14 protein-coding genes are annotated in these 15,081 nt (G+C 60.2%); 8 read left to right on the forward strand and 6 right to left on the reverse strand.

Annotation, left to right across the window (positions count from 1 at the left end; all coding sequences use genetic code 11):
* Positions 1-54: 54 nt before the first annotated feature.
* Together ACZ9BX_RS24340 and fabF are read left to right on the forward strand one after the other, a co-directional pair.
* Positions 55-642 carry a TetR/AcrR family transcriptional regulator gene (locus tag ACZ9BX_RS24340; protein WP_476220628.1) on the forward strand — a complete coding sequence of 196 codons (588 nt, stop codon included), beginning with the start codon at positions 55-57 and terminating at the stop codon, positions 640-642.
* A 187-nt stretch (positions 643-829) separates the two neighbouring features.
* Positions 830-2,128 (forward strand): beta-ketoacyl-ACP synthase II, encoded by a 1,299-nt coding sequence (fabF, locus tag ACZ9BX_RS24345; protein WP_476223023.1) that lies wholly within the window; start codon positions 830-832, stop codon positions 2,126-2,128.
* A gap of 136 nt (positions 2,129-2,264) precedes the next feature.
* Here fabF and ACZ9BX_RS24350 read toward each other — a convergent pair whose 3' ends face one another.
* From ACZ9BX_RS24350 to ACZ9BX_RS24375, 6 genes are all read right to left on the reverse strand, one after another.
* Positions 2,265-2,552: a MurR/RpiR family transcriptional regulator gene (locus ACZ9BX_RS24350; RefSeq protein ID WP_132558570.1), complete on the reverse strand. Its 288-nt coding sequence runs from the start codon at positions 2,550-2,552 to the stop codon at positions 2,265-2,267.
* A gap of 128 nt (positions 2,553-2,680) precedes the next feature.
* On the reverse strand, positions 2,681-3,673 hold the full coding sequence (gene iolG, locus ACZ9BX_RS24355) for an inositol 2-dehydrogenase (protein WP_476220629.1): 993 nt from the start codon (positions 3,671-3,673) through the stop codon (positions 2,681-2,683).
* A 42-nt stretch (positions 3,674-3,715) separates the two neighbouring features.
* On the reverse strand, positions 3,716-4,519 hold the full coding sequence (locus tag ACZ9BX_RS24360; RefSeq protein WP_476220630.1) for a TIM barrel protein: 804 nt from the start codon (positions 4,517-4,519) through the stop codon (positions 3,716-3,718).
* A gap of 83 nt (positions 4,520-4,602) precedes the next feature.
* Complete coding sequence (locus tag ACZ9BX_RS24365; RefSeq protein ID WP_476220631.1) at positions 4,603-5,397, reverse strand: ATP-binding cassette domain-containing protein; 795 nt, start codon at positions 5,395-5,397, stop codon at positions 4,603-4,605.
* 2 nt (positions 5,398-5,399) lie between these two features.
* On the reverse strand, positions 5,400-6,521 hold the full coding sequence (locus ACZ9BX_RS24370) for an ABC transporter permease (RefSeq protein ID WP_476220632.1): 1,122 nt from the start codon (positions 6,519-6,521) through the stop codon (positions 5,400-5,402).
* 126 nt (positions 6,522-6,647) lie between these two features.
* Positions 6,648-7,595: a sugar ABC transporter substrate-binding protein gene (locus tag ACZ9BX_RS24375; protein ID WP_476220634.1), complete on the reverse strand. Its 948-nt coding sequence runs from the start codon at positions 7,593-7,595 to the stop codon at positions 6,648-6,650.
* A gap of 174 nt (positions 7,596-7,769) precedes the next feature.
* On the opposite strand from ACZ9BX_RS24375, the gene ACZ9BX_RS24380 reads away from it, so the two are divergent.
* The 6 genes from ACZ9BX_RS24380 to ACZ9BX_RS24405 all read left to right on the forward strand — a co-directional run bounded on the left by ACZ9BX_RS24380 (position 7,770) and on the right by ACZ9BX_RS24405 (position 15,063).
* Entirely contained in the window at positions 7,770-8,765 is a 996-nt protein-coding gene (locus ACZ9BX_RS24380; RefSeq protein WP_132558558.1) for a LacI family DNA-binding transcriptional regulator, read from the forward strand.
* A 518-nt stretch (positions 8,766-9,283) separates the two neighbouring features.
* A complete protein-coding gene (locus ACZ9BX_RS24385) occupies positions 9,284-10,150 on the forward strand; it encodes a MipA/OmpV family protein (RefSeq protein ID WP_476220636.1) in 867 nt (288 codons plus the stop codon).
* Positions 10,151-10,254: 104 nt separating this feature from the next.
* Complete coding sequence (locus tag ACZ9BX_RS24390) at positions 10,255-10,515, forward strand: hypothetical protein (protein ID WP_476220637.1); 261 nt, start codon at positions 10,255-10,257, stop codon at positions 10,513-10,515.
* Entirely contained in the window at positions 10,515-11,615 is a 1,101-nt protein-coding gene (locus tag ACZ9BX_RS24395) for an efflux RND transporter periplasmic adaptor subunit (RefSeq protein ID WP_476220638.1), read from the forward strand. The genes ACZ9BX_RS24390 and ACZ9BX_RS24395 overlap by 1 nt, the downstream gene beginning before the upstream one ends.
* Positions 11,612-14,689 (forward strand): efflux RND transporter permease subunit, encoded by a 3,078-nt coding sequence (locus ACZ9BX_RS24400; protein ID WP_476220640.1) that lies wholly within the window; start codon positions 11,612-11,614, stop codon positions 14,687-14,689. The genes ACZ9BX_RS24395 and ACZ9BX_RS24400 overlap by 4 nt, the downstream gene beginning before the upstream one ends.
* Entirely contained in the window at positions 14,689-15,063 is a 375-nt protein-coding gene (locus ACZ9BX_RS24405; protein ID WP_476220641.1) for a hypothetical protein, read from the forward strand. The genes ACZ9BX_RS24400 and ACZ9BX_RS24405 overlap by 1 nt, the downstream gene beginning before the upstream one ends.
* Positions 15,064-15,081: the final 18 nt, after the last annotated feature.

Raw genomic sequence — 15,081 nt, forward strand, 5'->3', positions numbered from 1 at the left:
GATCAAACGCTATTTGCATTATAGATGTCAAGTGAAATCTAATTGGAGATCGACATGAGAGTGAGCCGCGCACAAGCTGAGGAAAATCGGGAAACGGTGATCAACGTCGCAAGCCGCCTATTTCGAGAGCACGGCTTCGATGGGATCGGCCTGAAGGACCTGATGAAGGGCGCCGGCCTGACGCAGGGCGCATTCTATAAGCAGTTCTCGTCCAAGGACGATCTTGCTGCCCAAGCATCCAGGCGAGCGATGGAAAGCGCCACACGCAGATGGTCGACAGCTGCAGCGACAAGCTCCGATCCCCTGGAGGCCGTTGTGTCGTTCTATCTTTCAATGGGGCATCGTGGGGAAAAGGCAGACGGTTGCCCTCTCGTAGCGCTAGGATCTGACGCGGCGCGTCAAAGTGAGGAAGTGAGGCGTCCGTTTGAAGATGGAATTAAAGCCCATCTCCAGGTCCTGAATGAATTGATGGACGACCCCAAGAGCTCGGATCCCAAAACCAAGGCAATGGCGATACTGTCTCTCATGGTGGGTGCCGTCACGCTCTCCCGCATCATGGAGGACGAGAATTTGTCGCAAGGGTTCCTCGACGTAGCCGCCGGGGAAGTCAGGCGTATTGCAACCGGTGAAGATGTCGCCTGATGGCGCAGCCGGTTCGTTTATCTAGCGGCGATCCTTGGCCAACAAGAGGATAGACCGCCCGAATGTGCGGGCGAAGAACGCTCTTCGTGAGCCTGAGCAAACTGCATATGTCGAGAACCGAGCCGTATCACAGGTCAGAAAGCTCAAGGTCGTGCGTAATATTAATGAGAAGACAGGCAGAAAACGTATGCGTCGTATCGTTGTTACAGGAATGGGAGCTGTAAGTCCCCTTGGAGCGAATGTCGGTATCTCGTGGTCGCGCCTCCTCGCGGGTCAGAGCGGCATTCGGCGACTGGGGGAAGATGTCGTCGGAGATCTCCCGTCCAAAATAGGCGGAGTGGTCCCTTCAATCGCTGAAGACCCCGAAGGGGGCTTCGATCCGGATACTGTCTTGGCTCCGAAGGATCAACGCAAGGTCGATCGATTCATCCTCTTTGCACTGGCGGCCGCTGACGAGGCGCTCACCCAGGCGAGGTGGAAGCCAATTTCCAATGATGACCGGCTGCGTACCGCGACGATTATCGCTTCGGGCATCGGAGGATTTCCAGCGATAACCGAAGCGGTTCGCACCGTCGATCAACGCGGTGTACGTCGTCTTTCGCCCTTCACCGTGCCGTCGTTTCTCGTCAACCTCGCAGCGGGGCAAGCTTCGATCCGTTTCGGCTTCAAAGGTCCCATTGGCGCACCTGTGACAGCGTGCGCGGCCGGCGTTCAGGCGATCGGCGATGCAGCCAGACTTATCCGTGCAAACGAGGCTGATATCGCGGTATGCGGCGGAACAGAAGCGTGCATGAATATCGTCAGCCTTGGTGGTTTTGCCGCAGCTCGGTCTCTTTCGACGGGCTTCAACGAAACGCCGAGCCGGGCATCGCGCCCCTTTGACATGATGCGTGATGGTTTCGTCATGGGCGAGGGAGCCGGCATTCTTGTCATCGAAGCCCTGAGCCATGCGCTTGCCCGCGGCGCCACCGCGATTGCCGAACTCGTTGGATACGGCACCACAGCCGACGCCCATCACATTACTTCCGGTCCCGAAGACGGCAATGGTGCGCGCAGAGCCATGGAGATCGCCATTGCGCAAGCTGGAATAGCCCCGCGCGAAATTCGCCATCTGAACGCGCACGCCACCTCGACGCCGGTCGGAGATCTCGGTGAAATCAGGGCCATCAAGAGTGTTTTCGGTTCCGACAATACGGTCGCTGTCAGCGGGACGAAATCAGCAACGGGACACCTGCTCGGCGCGGCCGGAGGGCTGGAAGCCATCTTCACGATTCTGGCACTCAGCAACCAGATCGCACCACCGACCTTGAACCTGAATGCTCCGGATCCGGAAGCCGTCGGTATCGATTTCGTCGCCAACGACGCGCGGCGAGTAGAGATGAAATACGCAATATCGAATGGCTTCGGCTTTGGCGGGGTCAATGCCAGCGCACTATTTCGACGCTGGGAAGAAGGAGGCCCTGGCCGCTCACCCTCTGTTGGCTGATGCAAATTTTCTCGCCCCACACGATGCCTTGGCTTCATCGCCGAAAACGCCCATCGCCCATCAAGGAGTTCGTTCTTCCACTGCTTGGCGTGCACGTCGGACTGCTGGGACAGGTCCACAGCCGACAACGCGCTCTCTAGCGGTGATTTAGCGGAGTCTTGCGAAGGTGATTTCTTATCATCGCGCGAAACTCGCCGAACGTTTGAAACCCAATGCGCTGTGCAAGTCGGTGAACCGTCGTCTGAGAAACCTTGCAATTGCGCGCGATTGTCGCAGCACTTTCGAAAGCAACCATTTCCGGGCGCTCTATGATTAGCCTCGCAACCTGTTCCAGACGATCGGGAAAGACAATTTGCCGCTTGGCGATCTGGTACTTCAGTTCCTGCAGCGTCGCGGGAGGACGATGATCCCTATCCTGTAACATAGCGCTTTATCCCCCAATGCGCTGTCGATCCGTCTCCAGATCGCGGCGCAGACAGCAGTGCAAAGATGTCGCTTCACCCCGTAGCGATGCGGCAATGCGAAATCGGAGCCGCATCGCAGCGAACCATGTCAGTCGATCTCAACCGGCTTGCCGGTCCGCCAACTGACAGTGGCGGCCTCCGCCATTTTTTGGGCCTGGAGGCCATCAAACCCGCCGGGCTTCGGCGAGCGGTTGCCGCTGTCGATCGCATCGATGAAGGCATTGATCTCGTTGGCATAAGCCTGCGCATAACGTTCAAGGAAGAAATATTGGACGGGATCGCCGCTGACACCGTTCGCATTGGAAAGCTCGACGCTGGTTGCGTGGATATTTCTCGCCGCAAGCATGCCGGCAGCTCCATGGACTTCGATGCGCTGGTCGTAGCCGTAAGTCGCCCGGCGCGAGTTGGTGATGACGGCAATGCGTCCGGAAGCCGTCTGCATCTGCACGGCAGCGGTATCCACATCGCCCTCTGCCCCGATCGCCTTGTCGACGAGCGACGAGCCAAGTGCGTTCACGATGACGAATTCCTCCCCGATGAGGAAGCGGGCCATATCGAAGTCATGGATCATCATGTCGCGGAACAGACCGCCGGAGGATTTGACGTAATCGGCCGGCGGCGGCGCGGGATCCCGGCTGGTGATCGTCACGATCTCGATTTCGCCGATATCGCCGCGGCGCAGGCGCGCTTCCACACTGGCGAAGTTCGGGTCGAACCGGCGATTGAAGCCGATCATCAACGTCGACCTGTTCTTCTCGACGACGTCGAGGCAGGCATTGATTCGCTCGACCGACAGGGACACCGGCTTTTCGCAGAGAATTGCCTTGCCGGCTTTCGCCGCCCCCTCGATGAGATCGGCGTGGCTGGGTGTCGGCGTCGCGATGAGGATCGCATCGACGTCTGTGGATCTGATGACATCCTCCGCGTCGGCAACTTCAGCACCCGTCTGCGCGGCAAGCGCCGATGCCGATGCCTTGAAGGCATCCGCCACATAGGCGAGCTTCGCCTTCGGGTTCGCCGCGATGGTCGCGGCATGCACCTTGCCTATCCGGCCGGCACCGATCACCCCAAACCTGATCATTGACGTCTCTCCATTGTATGTAAGTGTTGACTATCGAAATCATCAAACCGTGAAGGCGTCGCGGAAGCGGGCAAGCGCCGTCTCGTCGTCGCCGGAGGCCCAGGCCTCCATGCCGATCGTGCCGCGATAGCCCATGTCCTTGAGCGCGCCGGCGATTGCCTTGTAGTTGATCTCACCGGTGCCCGGCTCCATGCGGCCGGGAACATCCGCCACCTGGATTTCACCGATATAAGGCAGCGCGCGCCGGCATAGCTCGATCAGGTTTCCTTCGCCGATCTGGGCGTGATAGAGATCGAGATTGAGCTTCAACGACGGTCGGTTCACGGACGAGACGAGCGCAAGCGTATCTTCGGCCTTGGCAAATGGTGTCTTGGGGTGATCGACTGCTTCGTTGAGGTTTTCGAGCACGAAGGTGACGCCCTCTTGTTCGCCGAGGTCGGCGATGCGGCTAAGCGTGTCGCGCGCCTTGAGCCACATGGCGCCCGTCACCTTGTCGGCCTTGACCACCGGCAGACCCTGGCCGTCGAGACCCGTCCCGTGCAGGTTGAGGCGCGGGCAATTGAGCTCCCTGGCGATCGGGATCGATTGCTTCGCGGTTCGCAACAATTCGTCGGCGCCCTCGTCATCGGCGAGCGTGCCGGTCACATAGCCCGTCATCGACGAAAAGACTGCTCCTGATCTTGCAAGGGCGGCGATGTCATGTTTCGTCCAGTCCCAGATCTCGGCGTGAAAGCCGAGTTCGGTGATGCGCTTGAGCCTGTCGAGGACAGGAAGCGACTTGAAGACCATCTCGGCGCAGACCGCGAGCGTGAAGGGGGATGAGGCATTCGACGAGCCGTCGTTCATGACCGTATTCCATGGTTGATGATTGAGTGAAAGGGGCGACGGCGTTTGATAGCCAAGCGATCGCCGCCTCGGGAGCAAGCCGGCTAGATCGTACCGCCGAGCTCTGCTGACAATTGCTGCAGTTCCTTGCCGCCGGCCATGAGGTTCTGAAGCTCATCCATCGCGATGTCCGCCTTGGCAAAGGTGCCAAGCGTCTGGCCGCGATTGAGGATGGTGAAGCGGTCCGCCACCGCATAGGCATGGCGGACATTGTGGGTGATGAAAATGACGCCCAAGCCGTTCTGTCGAACCTGGTGGATGTATTTCAGCACCATCGAGGTTTGCGCCACGCCGAGGGCCGAAGTCGGCTCATCGAGAATGAGAATCTTGGCGCCGAAGTAGACCGCACGCGCAATCGCAACGCATTGGCGTTCGCCCCCCGAAAGAGTGCCCACCGCCTGATTGGGATCGCGGATATCGATGCCGATCTTGCGCATCTCTTCACGCGTGACATCGTTGCAGTGCCTGATGTCGAGGTGACGGAAGGGGAAGAAGCCTTTGCGAGGCTCACGCCCCATGAAGAAATTGCGGGTGATCGACATCAGCGGGATCATGGCAAGGTCCTGATAGACGGTCGCGATCCCTGCATCGAGCGCGTCGCGCGGACTGCGGAAATTGACCGGCTTGCCTTCGACCCGGAACGCACCTCCGCTTGGGCGGACGACGCCGGAGAGCGTCTTGATCAAGGTGGATTTGCCCGCCCCATTGTCTCCGAGGAGGCAAAGCACCTCCCCCGCCGACACTTGCATCGACACGCCGTTGAGCGCAATCACGGAGCCGTAGTGCTTGATGATATCGGTCACTTCGATGATCGGCGTTCGGATATTGACATCAGACATGATCAGCGCTCCCCGGTAACCTTGCGACGGATGAAATTATTGAAGAGAACGGCCAGCAGCAGCATCGAACCCAGAAAGACCTGAAACCAGTCGGAATCGAACTTGGTGTAGGTCAAGCCGATCGAGACAGAACCGAAGATGATCGCGCCGAAGAAGGCGCCGATCGCCGAGCCATAGCCGCCTGTCAGCAGGCACCCGCCAATGACGGCGGCAATGATCGCCTCGAACTCTTTCTGAAAGCCGCGTCTGGCGTCAGTCGAGCCGGCATCGAGGACGGTGATGATGGCGACCAGGGCCGCCGCGCATGCTGTCAGCGCAAACAGGCCGGTCTTGACTCTGTGAACCGGGACGCCGGAGTTTCTCGCCGCATTGGGATCGCCACCGGCGGCAAAGATCCAGTTGCCCATGCGGGTGCGCAGGAGGACCCAGGTCGCAGCCAGGGCAAGCGCAACAAACCACAATACGGATACCGGAATGCCCGTAACCTTCGGCATGCCATTGGGGAACTTGTCGATCAGATCGTGATCCGCAAGCCAGACAAAGAAGCCCGTCAGCGCATCGCCGGAAAAAAGGCCAAGCAGCGGACTGTCGCTGACCCGGTCGCCGATGCCGCGAAGCTGCGTTGAGCCACCCGTTGCCCATTTCAGGCCGACAAGCGTCAGGCCGCGCAGGATGAAGAGGAATGCCAAGGTCACGATGAAGGACGGAAGGCGCGTATGAATGACGATCTGCCCATTGATTGCGCCCATGAACGCGGCAAACAGCATCGTCATGACGATGGCAACCGAGAGCGGCTGACCGAAATTCGTGAGAATGATGCCGAAGATTAGTCCCGCAAAGGCCACCATCGAGCCGATCGAAAGATCGAACTCTCCTCCGATCATCAGAAGTGCTGCCGCAATGGCAAGGATTCCCAGTTGCGATGCCGGCGCCAAGATGGTCATCAGGCCGGAAAGCGAAAACATCGTCGAATCTGCGGTGAGAAAGAAAAAGACGATGACGAGAACAAGGCCTGCCACAGCACCAAGCTCGGGCCGTCGCATGATGTGCGTTAGAAAACTCACTTGTTTGACGCGCTCATCGGCCTTCGGCGCGGCCGCCGTTCTCTGCTCAAGCGAAGCCATAACTCCTCCCACGGGATTCGTAATTTAGGGTAGCGTTGGGCGCTGCTCGGCAGCGCGCTCTATCAGCCAAACCCCCTCCCCACCAAGGGGAGGAGATTCTGGGAGAATGCCTTTCGGCAATTCCGGTCAGCGAATGCCCTTGGCGGAAAGATCCACAACCTGGGCCGCCTTTTCCTTCGTGATAAGGTTCGGGCCGGATGGAACATTACCCCCCGGAATAAGCCCGTATTTTGCATAGTTGGCTAGAAAGACGACCGGCAGATAGCCCTGCAGGAACTGCTGCTGATCGATCGCGAAGGCTGCCTTGTCGTCGGCCACGGCCTTAAGGAAATCGGCTGAAAGGTCAAATGTCGCCACATTGATCTTGCCGGTCATTCCGACATCAACGACGGCCGCGAGCGACGGCTCGCCGGCCGTGCCGGCACCGAGCGCCATGACGGTGTCGACGCCAGTATTGGAACTCAGCGCCGCCTTGACCTTCGCGCGGACATCGGCCGGATCGTTGCTGACGGGTAGGACCGTGACCTTGCCGCCGAAACCATCGGCAAAGCCCTTGCAGCGCAGATCGAGCGAGACATTGCCGACCTCCTGGTTCACGCACAGGCCTTCCTTACCGCCCAGCTCATGCAGCTTCGCGCCGGCGGCCTTGCCGGCGGTATATTCGTCCTGGCCGACATGCAGAAGCGCTCCAAGCCCCTTTGAAACGTCAGAACCGGAATTGATGGAAATAACCGGGATGCCGGCGGCGACAGCCTTCTTGATCGATGGACCGAGTGCCGAGGCGTCCGGAATGGAGACGATAATCCCATCTGGCTTCTGATTGACGGCAGCATCGATGAGCTGCCCCATCGACACCATATCGAAGGTTTCCGGAGCGCGATAATCGACGCTCGCACCCATGTCCTTCGCCGCTGCGTTGACGCCGTTCTTGACGACTGACCAGAAGGGATCATTGGCCTGGCCGTGGGTGACGGCGACGATGCGAATGTCAGCAGCGTTGGCGATTGCCGAAGAGCACATGAGCGCAGCAGCGACGGCCGCGCCCGCAAGAAGCGATTTCAAACCGAATTTCATTCTACCCTCCCAAAAAACAGTCCGCTCTAGCAGACCTCCCAATGCTACCGGTTGCAACCTCATTTGCACCCGGTAGCAAGCTCGATGAAATTACTTTATTGTCGACAAAAATCAAGCATCCATTCCATTTTTATTTTTTTGTGGAATATTCATTCCAATTGAGAGGAGACGGTCATGCGCAAACGGGCGACGGCGAAAGAGGTGGCGGAAGCCGCCGGCGTGTCGAAATGGACCGTCATCCGTGCGTTCACGCCCGGTGCATCCATTACGGACGCCAGCCGGCAAAAGGTTCTTCAGGCGGCCGAGGCCCTGAATTATTCGCCCAACCTGCTTGCCCGCAGCCTTGCGACGAACACCACACATCAGGTCGCCGTCTTCGTCGACGACTTCGCCAACCCGCACAAGCTTCCGGTTCTGGAGAGGTTGACCGAGCGCCTGCAGGCGGAGGGTCTATTGACCGTATTGATCAACATTAACCGCCATTTCGATCACGTTCACGCATTGATCAATGCCGACCAACGACAATTCGACGCCGTGATCCTGTTCGGCACCGCCTTTCGCGAGGAAACGCTGGGCGATCGACGGCTTGGCCCAGGTTTCCCGCCGATGTTCGTCCTTGCGAGAGACAGCCAAATCCCCGGCGTTCCCGCGATCGCTTGCAACGCCGAACTCGCTCTAAGCGAAATCGTCGACTACCTGTTCGACAAGGGATATCGCCGCCCCGGCTTCATGACGGGAGCGCGAACCCTGTCGACGGCGCTGGGCAGGCGGCATCACTACGCAAATTTCTGGCGACGGAAAGGCATCGAAGGCGTCGCAGAGTTGGCTGCGGAAAGATATAGCGCACAGGCCGGCGCCGAAGCGGCACGCACTTATTTGAGCGCCACTTCGCCCACATCGCGCATCGACGTATTGATGTGTGAAAATGACATTCTGGCGCTGGGAGCGATGGATGTCGCCCGGAGCGAATTCGGGCTTGGAGTTCCACAAAACTTGGCAGTCGTCGGCTTCGACAATATCGAACTCGGCGGGGCTCCGGCCTACGAACTGACCAGCTACGAACAGCCCACTGACGAGATGATCAACGCCATGGTCGCAATGATAACAGGCAAGCGCGACGCCGAGATGGTTGTCATGCAGGGGCGGCTTGTGCCGAGGTCATCGGCATGAAGCGTCCCAAGGATCGTCCAAGAAGCACCCTGCGCGCCACTTCCGACCAAGATCGAAGGGTGTCGGCCCAATCGATACCGGCAAACCATCGAACCTCTCCTGTCATGGTCAAGACCTCCCTTCGTCGGCCGGACCACCGCGACATACGTCGTTCCCTGTACTAGCGCTCGACGGCGCAACCTCCCACTGGACACCTGTCGCGGCCGTCCCGCCGGGGCACCGGTCCGCAACAGGTGCTCGCAGCACAGCGGGCTTTGGGTTGCTCCCGACGGGAAGGCCCGGTCACGCCAGTCTACAACTCACACCAACGCGCCGACATGAAAAAGTACAGGGTGCACGCAGCCACCGATACCTAGGCCCGCGGGTCAGCGGCATCGACCGAGATAACATTTCTTAACATCACAAAACCCAAGTTAATGACGTCGTCTGGGACAGTGCGACCCGCGAGAGGCCGGCGCGTCGGGCTTTCACACTTGTGCGCGTAGAAACTCTCTATCGGATCCCAGGAGCCAATTCGAATGTCATTGACCAAGTCCTTTTTAAGCCGTCCGCGGCGTGCCGCCATCGCTGCGGGGCTCGCAGTTGTTGCTTGCCCCCTAACCCAGGCACGCGCTGCCGACCCTTATGAGGGTGAAGAGGCCGCTATCCCCGCGACAGCGAACTTCGACAAGGGACGGTTTGGTGGCATACGCCAGAAGCTTTCCGACTGGAACGTTATGGTCGGCGCCGGAGCCGTATATGCACCTAAATTCGAAGGATCGGACGAGTTCGAACTGGCCCCCATTCCTATGATCTCCGCGACCTTCGGTGATCGCGTCACGATCGATCCGGGCGGGCTCGAAGTCGATGTGCTGAAGTCCAACGGATTTAAGTTCTCGGTGAAGGGCGGTTACGAGTTGGCGGGCGGGCGCGATGAAGATGATTCCGATCACCTGAAGGGTCTGGGTGACATCGACGCCGGCGCTGTCGTCGGAGCGCAGCTCTCGTATGAAATGGGACCACTGGAATTTTATGCTTCTGTCGACAAGACAATTGGGGGCAGCGACGGTCTGGTCGGTCAGGTCGGAGCAAATGTCTCGCATCACTATGATCGTTTCATCCTTTCCGCAGGCGCTTCCGCGACATTTGCCGATGACAATCATATGGAGAGTTATTTTGGGGTAACCGCTGCACAGTCTGCAAGATCGGGATTGCGGCAATATGAGGCAAGCGCGGGACTGAAGCGTTTCGATATCGAGGCGTCGGTAACATACATGGCGACGGAACACTGGGTTATCCGTGGCCAGGCAGGTATCGGTTTCCTGACCGGCGACGCGAAGGACAGTCCGATCGTTCAGAACGACGTGCAGCCATCTGCGATGCTGCTCGTCGGTTACAAATTCTAGGGCTTGGTCCTTCGCCTCCCGCTCTTCAACGGCGGCTCACGACGCGCGGCAGTGCGAAGCGCGGCATCAACCTACGATGCGGCGGTAGCCGCCTACGATCAGGCGTGCTCGCTACGGTCGCGGCGCGCAATTACCGCGCCTATTTCAACGCCGTCGATTCAAACTGGAAGGCGGGTGGCGCGAGCCTCCTCGACCGCGAGTACGCCCGGCGTTCGGCGCAGTCGGTCGAGGTCTCGCCCATCGAGATCCGTCGCGACTCCCTGCGCTACTGGATCGCCCTCTACAAAGCACTCGGTGGCGGCTGGAACTCGAGCGCCGCCACTCCTGGAATTCTCCAGAAAAAACCAAAAGGAAACCAGCTCTAATGCGAGCGAAGCCCCTTCTTATTGCTCTTTTCTTAAGCGTGAACCTTGTTTCCGCGTTAGAGCCTGTGCTCGCGCAACAGAACGAGGCAGCAGCGCTTACCGTCGCCGTGGCAAGGCCTGCAGAACGCCGATGGCCCGAAACGGTACCGACCAGCGGCTGGCTGAAGCCCTGGCACGAAGCGGTCGTCGCCGCGGAAATCGGCGGCCTTCGTGTGACCGATGTCCTTGTCGATGTCGGATCGGTTGTCTCGAAGGGGCAGGCCCTCGTCCGGCTTGCCGACGAGGCTGTCCGCGCAGAACTGCGTAAGGAGGGGGCCGCGCTGGCAAGTGCCAGGGCAGACCTCGCCAAGGCCAGGGCGAATGCCGACCGGGCACGCAAGATGCAGGGAAGCGGCGCGCTTTCGGACGAGAAGATCAACGAATATCTGATCGCCGAGCAGACGGCGATCGCGGATGTCGAATCCGCCGAAGCCTTGCTGGAAAGCCAGAAGATCAAGCTTGCCCAGACGACTGTCCTGGCCGCCGACGACGGGCTGATCACATCCCGCTCGGCCCAGCTCGGCGCCGTGGTCTCCTCCGGCACGGAGTTGTTCCGCCTCATTCGCGAGCAGCGCGTCGAATGGCAGGCGGAAGTGTCTGCACGCTATTTGCCTCGCATCAAGGAAGGTCTGACCGCCACGATCGTAGGTCCTGGTGACCGCCGCGTCGAAGGAATCGTTCGGCTTGTCGGACCAACGGTCAGCACCGATACCGGACGGGCGCTCGCCTATGTGGCGCTGCCGGCGGAGGCGCACCCGCCCATCGGCATTTACGTCACCGGCCAGATCGAGCTTGAGACCACGGCGGCGCTCACCATACCCGAGACGGCGCTCGTCCTGCGTGACGGTATCGCTTACGTCTTCACCGTGGATGCAGACAAGCGTGCGTCACGCGTTCGTGTGGAAACCGGCCGCCGCAATGGCAGCGAAGTGGAAATCCTCTCGGGCCTCGACCGCTCGACCGAGGTCGTGATGACGGGCAGCGCTTTCCTTTCGGACAAGGCCTTCGTCCGGGTGACGGGAGACGCGCTCGTCAAGCTAGAAGTGGGAGAATCGCGATGAACTTTTCCGCCTCGTCAATCCGCAATCCGGTTCCTGCCATACTCCTTTTCATCCTGATTACTGTCGGCGGCCTCATCGCCTTCGACCGGCTCGCGGTGCAAAATTTTCCCGACATGGACCTGCCGACCATTCAGGTCAGCGCCACGCTCGAAGGTGCCGCGCCGGCCCAGCTCGAAACAGAAGTCGCGCGCAAGATCGAAGATAGGCTCGCCTCGCTGGGCCTTCTCGACCACATCACGACGACGGTCACGGACGGGTCGGTCTCCATCAATGTCTCGTTCCAGCTGGGAAAGGACAGCGAGGAAGCGTTGAACGAAGTGCGCAATGCCGTCGACAGCGCGAGCGGAGACCTCCCTTCCAAGATGCAGACGCCGGGCGTAACGAAGGTGACGGTGCAGGGCTCCACCCTCCTCACCTACGCGGTGCGCTCCGCCGGCCTCAACGAGACGGAACTCTCCTGGTTCGTCGACAACGACATGACGAAGGCCCTGCTCGCCGTATCCGGCGTCGGCGAGGTCAGCCGGATCGGCGGCATCGAGCGTGAAGTGCATATCGACCTCAACCCGCAGCTCATGAGCGCGCTCGGTCTCAGCGCCGCGACCGTTTCCTCTCAGCTCAAATCCGTGCAGTCGGACGCCTCGGGCGGTCGAGCCGAGATCGGCGGCGGCAAGCAGGCAATTCGCACGCTCGGCGCGGTTTCCTCGATAGAGGAACTGAAGGCGCTCGAAATCCCGCTTCCGAGCGGCGAGCTGGTGCGGCTGGACGAGATCGGCACAGTAACGGACAGCTTTGCCGACAGGTCGTCGATCGCCTATCTCGATGGCGAACCCGTGATCGCTGTCGAGGTAAAACGATCCAACGGCTTTTCTGATACCGGCGTCGCGGCCGCCATCGAAGCGGCCATGCAGGACTTTGCCGCGGCCAACCGCGATGTCGAGATCGTCCAGGCCTACAGCACGGTCGGGCCGATTATCGAAAACTACGACGGCTCCATGCACATGCTCTATGAGGGTGCACTCCTGGCGGTCATGGTGGTTTGGCTCTTCCTGCGCGACTGGCGGGCGACCTTGCTTTCGGCGGTGGCGCTGCCGCTCTCGGTCATCCCGACTTTTCTCGTGATGTATCTGGCGGATTTCAGCCTCAATACGGTGACGCTGCTTGCGCTCTCCCTCGTGGTCGGCATCCTCATCGACGATGCGATCGTCGAGATCGAGAACATCGCGCGCCACCTGCAAACGGGGAAACCGCCGAAGGAGGCTGCGCTCGAGGCAGCCGATGAAATCGGCCTTGCCGTCATCGCAACGACCTTGACGCTCGTCGCAGTCTTTCTGCCGACCGCCTTCATGAGCGGTATTCCCGGCCTGATCTTCCGTCAGTTCGGCTTGACTGCAGCCGTGGCGGTTCTCGCCTCACTGGTCGTCGCGCGCCTGCTGACGCCGATGATGGCCGCCTACATGATGAAGTCGCATCCCATCGAGTTGAGGGACGGCCGTGTCATGCGCGCCTACATGGCGTTCGTCAAAACCTGCCTGCGCTATCGTAAACTGACCATCCTCGGCGTCTGCATATTCCTCGGGCTCTCGCTCTCGACGATTACCATGCTTAGCGCCGGTTTCCTGCCGCCTTCGGACGATTCGCAGACGCAGGTCACTCTGACGCTGCAGCCCGGCAGCTCGATCGAACAAACGGACGCGATGACGCGGCGGGCAGCAGATATCGTTTCCCGCCTGCCGGACGTCACGCGCGTGTTCTCCGCCGTCGGAAGCGCCTCGTCGGATAACCTGACCGATTCCTCCACAACCATGGATACGGCGACCGCCTCGCTCGTCGTCGACCTGAAAAAGATCGGCGAACGCAGCCGCAAGCAGGCCAAGATCGAAAACGACATCCGACAGGCGCTCGCCGTTCTCCCGGGTGTCAGGATCGAGGTGGGCACTGGCGGCAATGGTACGACACTGGAAGTCACGCTCGCCAGCGACGATTCCGATGCGCTCGACCAGGCGGCGGGCGCACTCGAAGAACAGCTGCGCAGCCTTCAGGGCATCGGCGCGGTGACCTCCAGCGCCTCCCTGCAGGCCGCGGAAGTCCAGATCGTCCCGGACCTCGACAGCGCCGCTGCCCTCGGTGTCACGGCAGAAGCGATTTCCGAGGCGGTTCGCGTGGCCACGAGCGGAGACTATTCCTCCTCGCTCGCCAAGCTCAACCTGCCGCAGCGCCAGCTTCCCATCCGCGTCCGGTTCGATCCCGGAAACCGGACGACACTCGACAACATCGCCAATCTCCGCGTTGCCGGCGCCAGGGGTAGCGTCGATCTCGGCTCGGTGGCCGAGATCCGTATCGGCGGCAGCCCCTCGGAGATCAGCCGCATCGACCGTTCGCGAAACGTCACGCTGACGGTCGAGCTCAACGGCCGCATCCTTGGCGACGTCTATAGCGAGGCGCAGGCGCTGCCGGCCCTCCAGAGCCTTCCCGACGGCGTCAAGCTCGTCGAGCAGGGCGAACTGGAGCGCAGCTCCGAGCTTTTCACCAATTTCGCCATCGCCATGGCGATCGGCGTCTTCTGCATCTATGCCGTTCTGGTTCTACTCTTCCACGACTTCCTCCAGCCGCTGACGATCCTCGTGGCGCTTCCGCTTTCGCTTGGCGGCGCGCTGCTGCCGCTGGTGCTGACCGGAACCAGCTTCTCCATGCCTGTGCTGATCGGCCTGCTCATGCTGATGGGCGTGGTGACGAAGAATTCGATCCTGCTGGTCGAGTACGCGATCATGTCGCGACGCGCCGGCCTCTCGCGGTTCGACGCCCTGGTCGACGCCTGCCACAAGCGCGCTCGCCCGATCGTCATGACGACGATCGCCATGGGCGGCGGCATGCTTCCTGTGGCTTTGAGCCTCAGCGGCGGCGATGCAAGCTTCCGTCAACCGATGGCAATCGTCGTCATCGGCGGCCTGATGACTTCCACCGTCCTCAGCCTCGTCGTTATCCCCGTCATATTCACCTTCGTTGACGACTTCCTGCTGCTTTTGAAGCGGGTGTTCCGTCGTGAAACGGATGTCCTCTCGCAAAGGAGCACGTGATGTCCTCAGTACGCTTGCCTAACGACCGCTCTCCTTACCGATTTTCCATAGCGCTGATCGTTATCGCGGCGTTTTCTTTCAATGAACCCGTCCAAGCAGAAGAAAATCTCGCTGGCGTCATAGCCGACGGCAAACCCTGGGAGATGTACGTCGTCAAACGAAGGGTCTCGAACATACTTGTGTTTCGCCCGGATGGTGGCGGAACGATCAGCGACAGCGCGGTGAGCATAAACCCGACCTGGAGGGCTGTTCCGGACGGGATTTGCATAAGGCCACAACCTGGAGGGGACGAAAAATGCCTTCAATTAACGCGAACCAAAACCGGTATTGCGGCTTCTCAGAACGGCAGGACCATCTGGGTGCTGAAGCGGTAAATTTTGGATTTTGCGATT

The sequence above is a fragment of the Rhizobium sp. USDA 3886 genome (assembly GCF_056279785.1).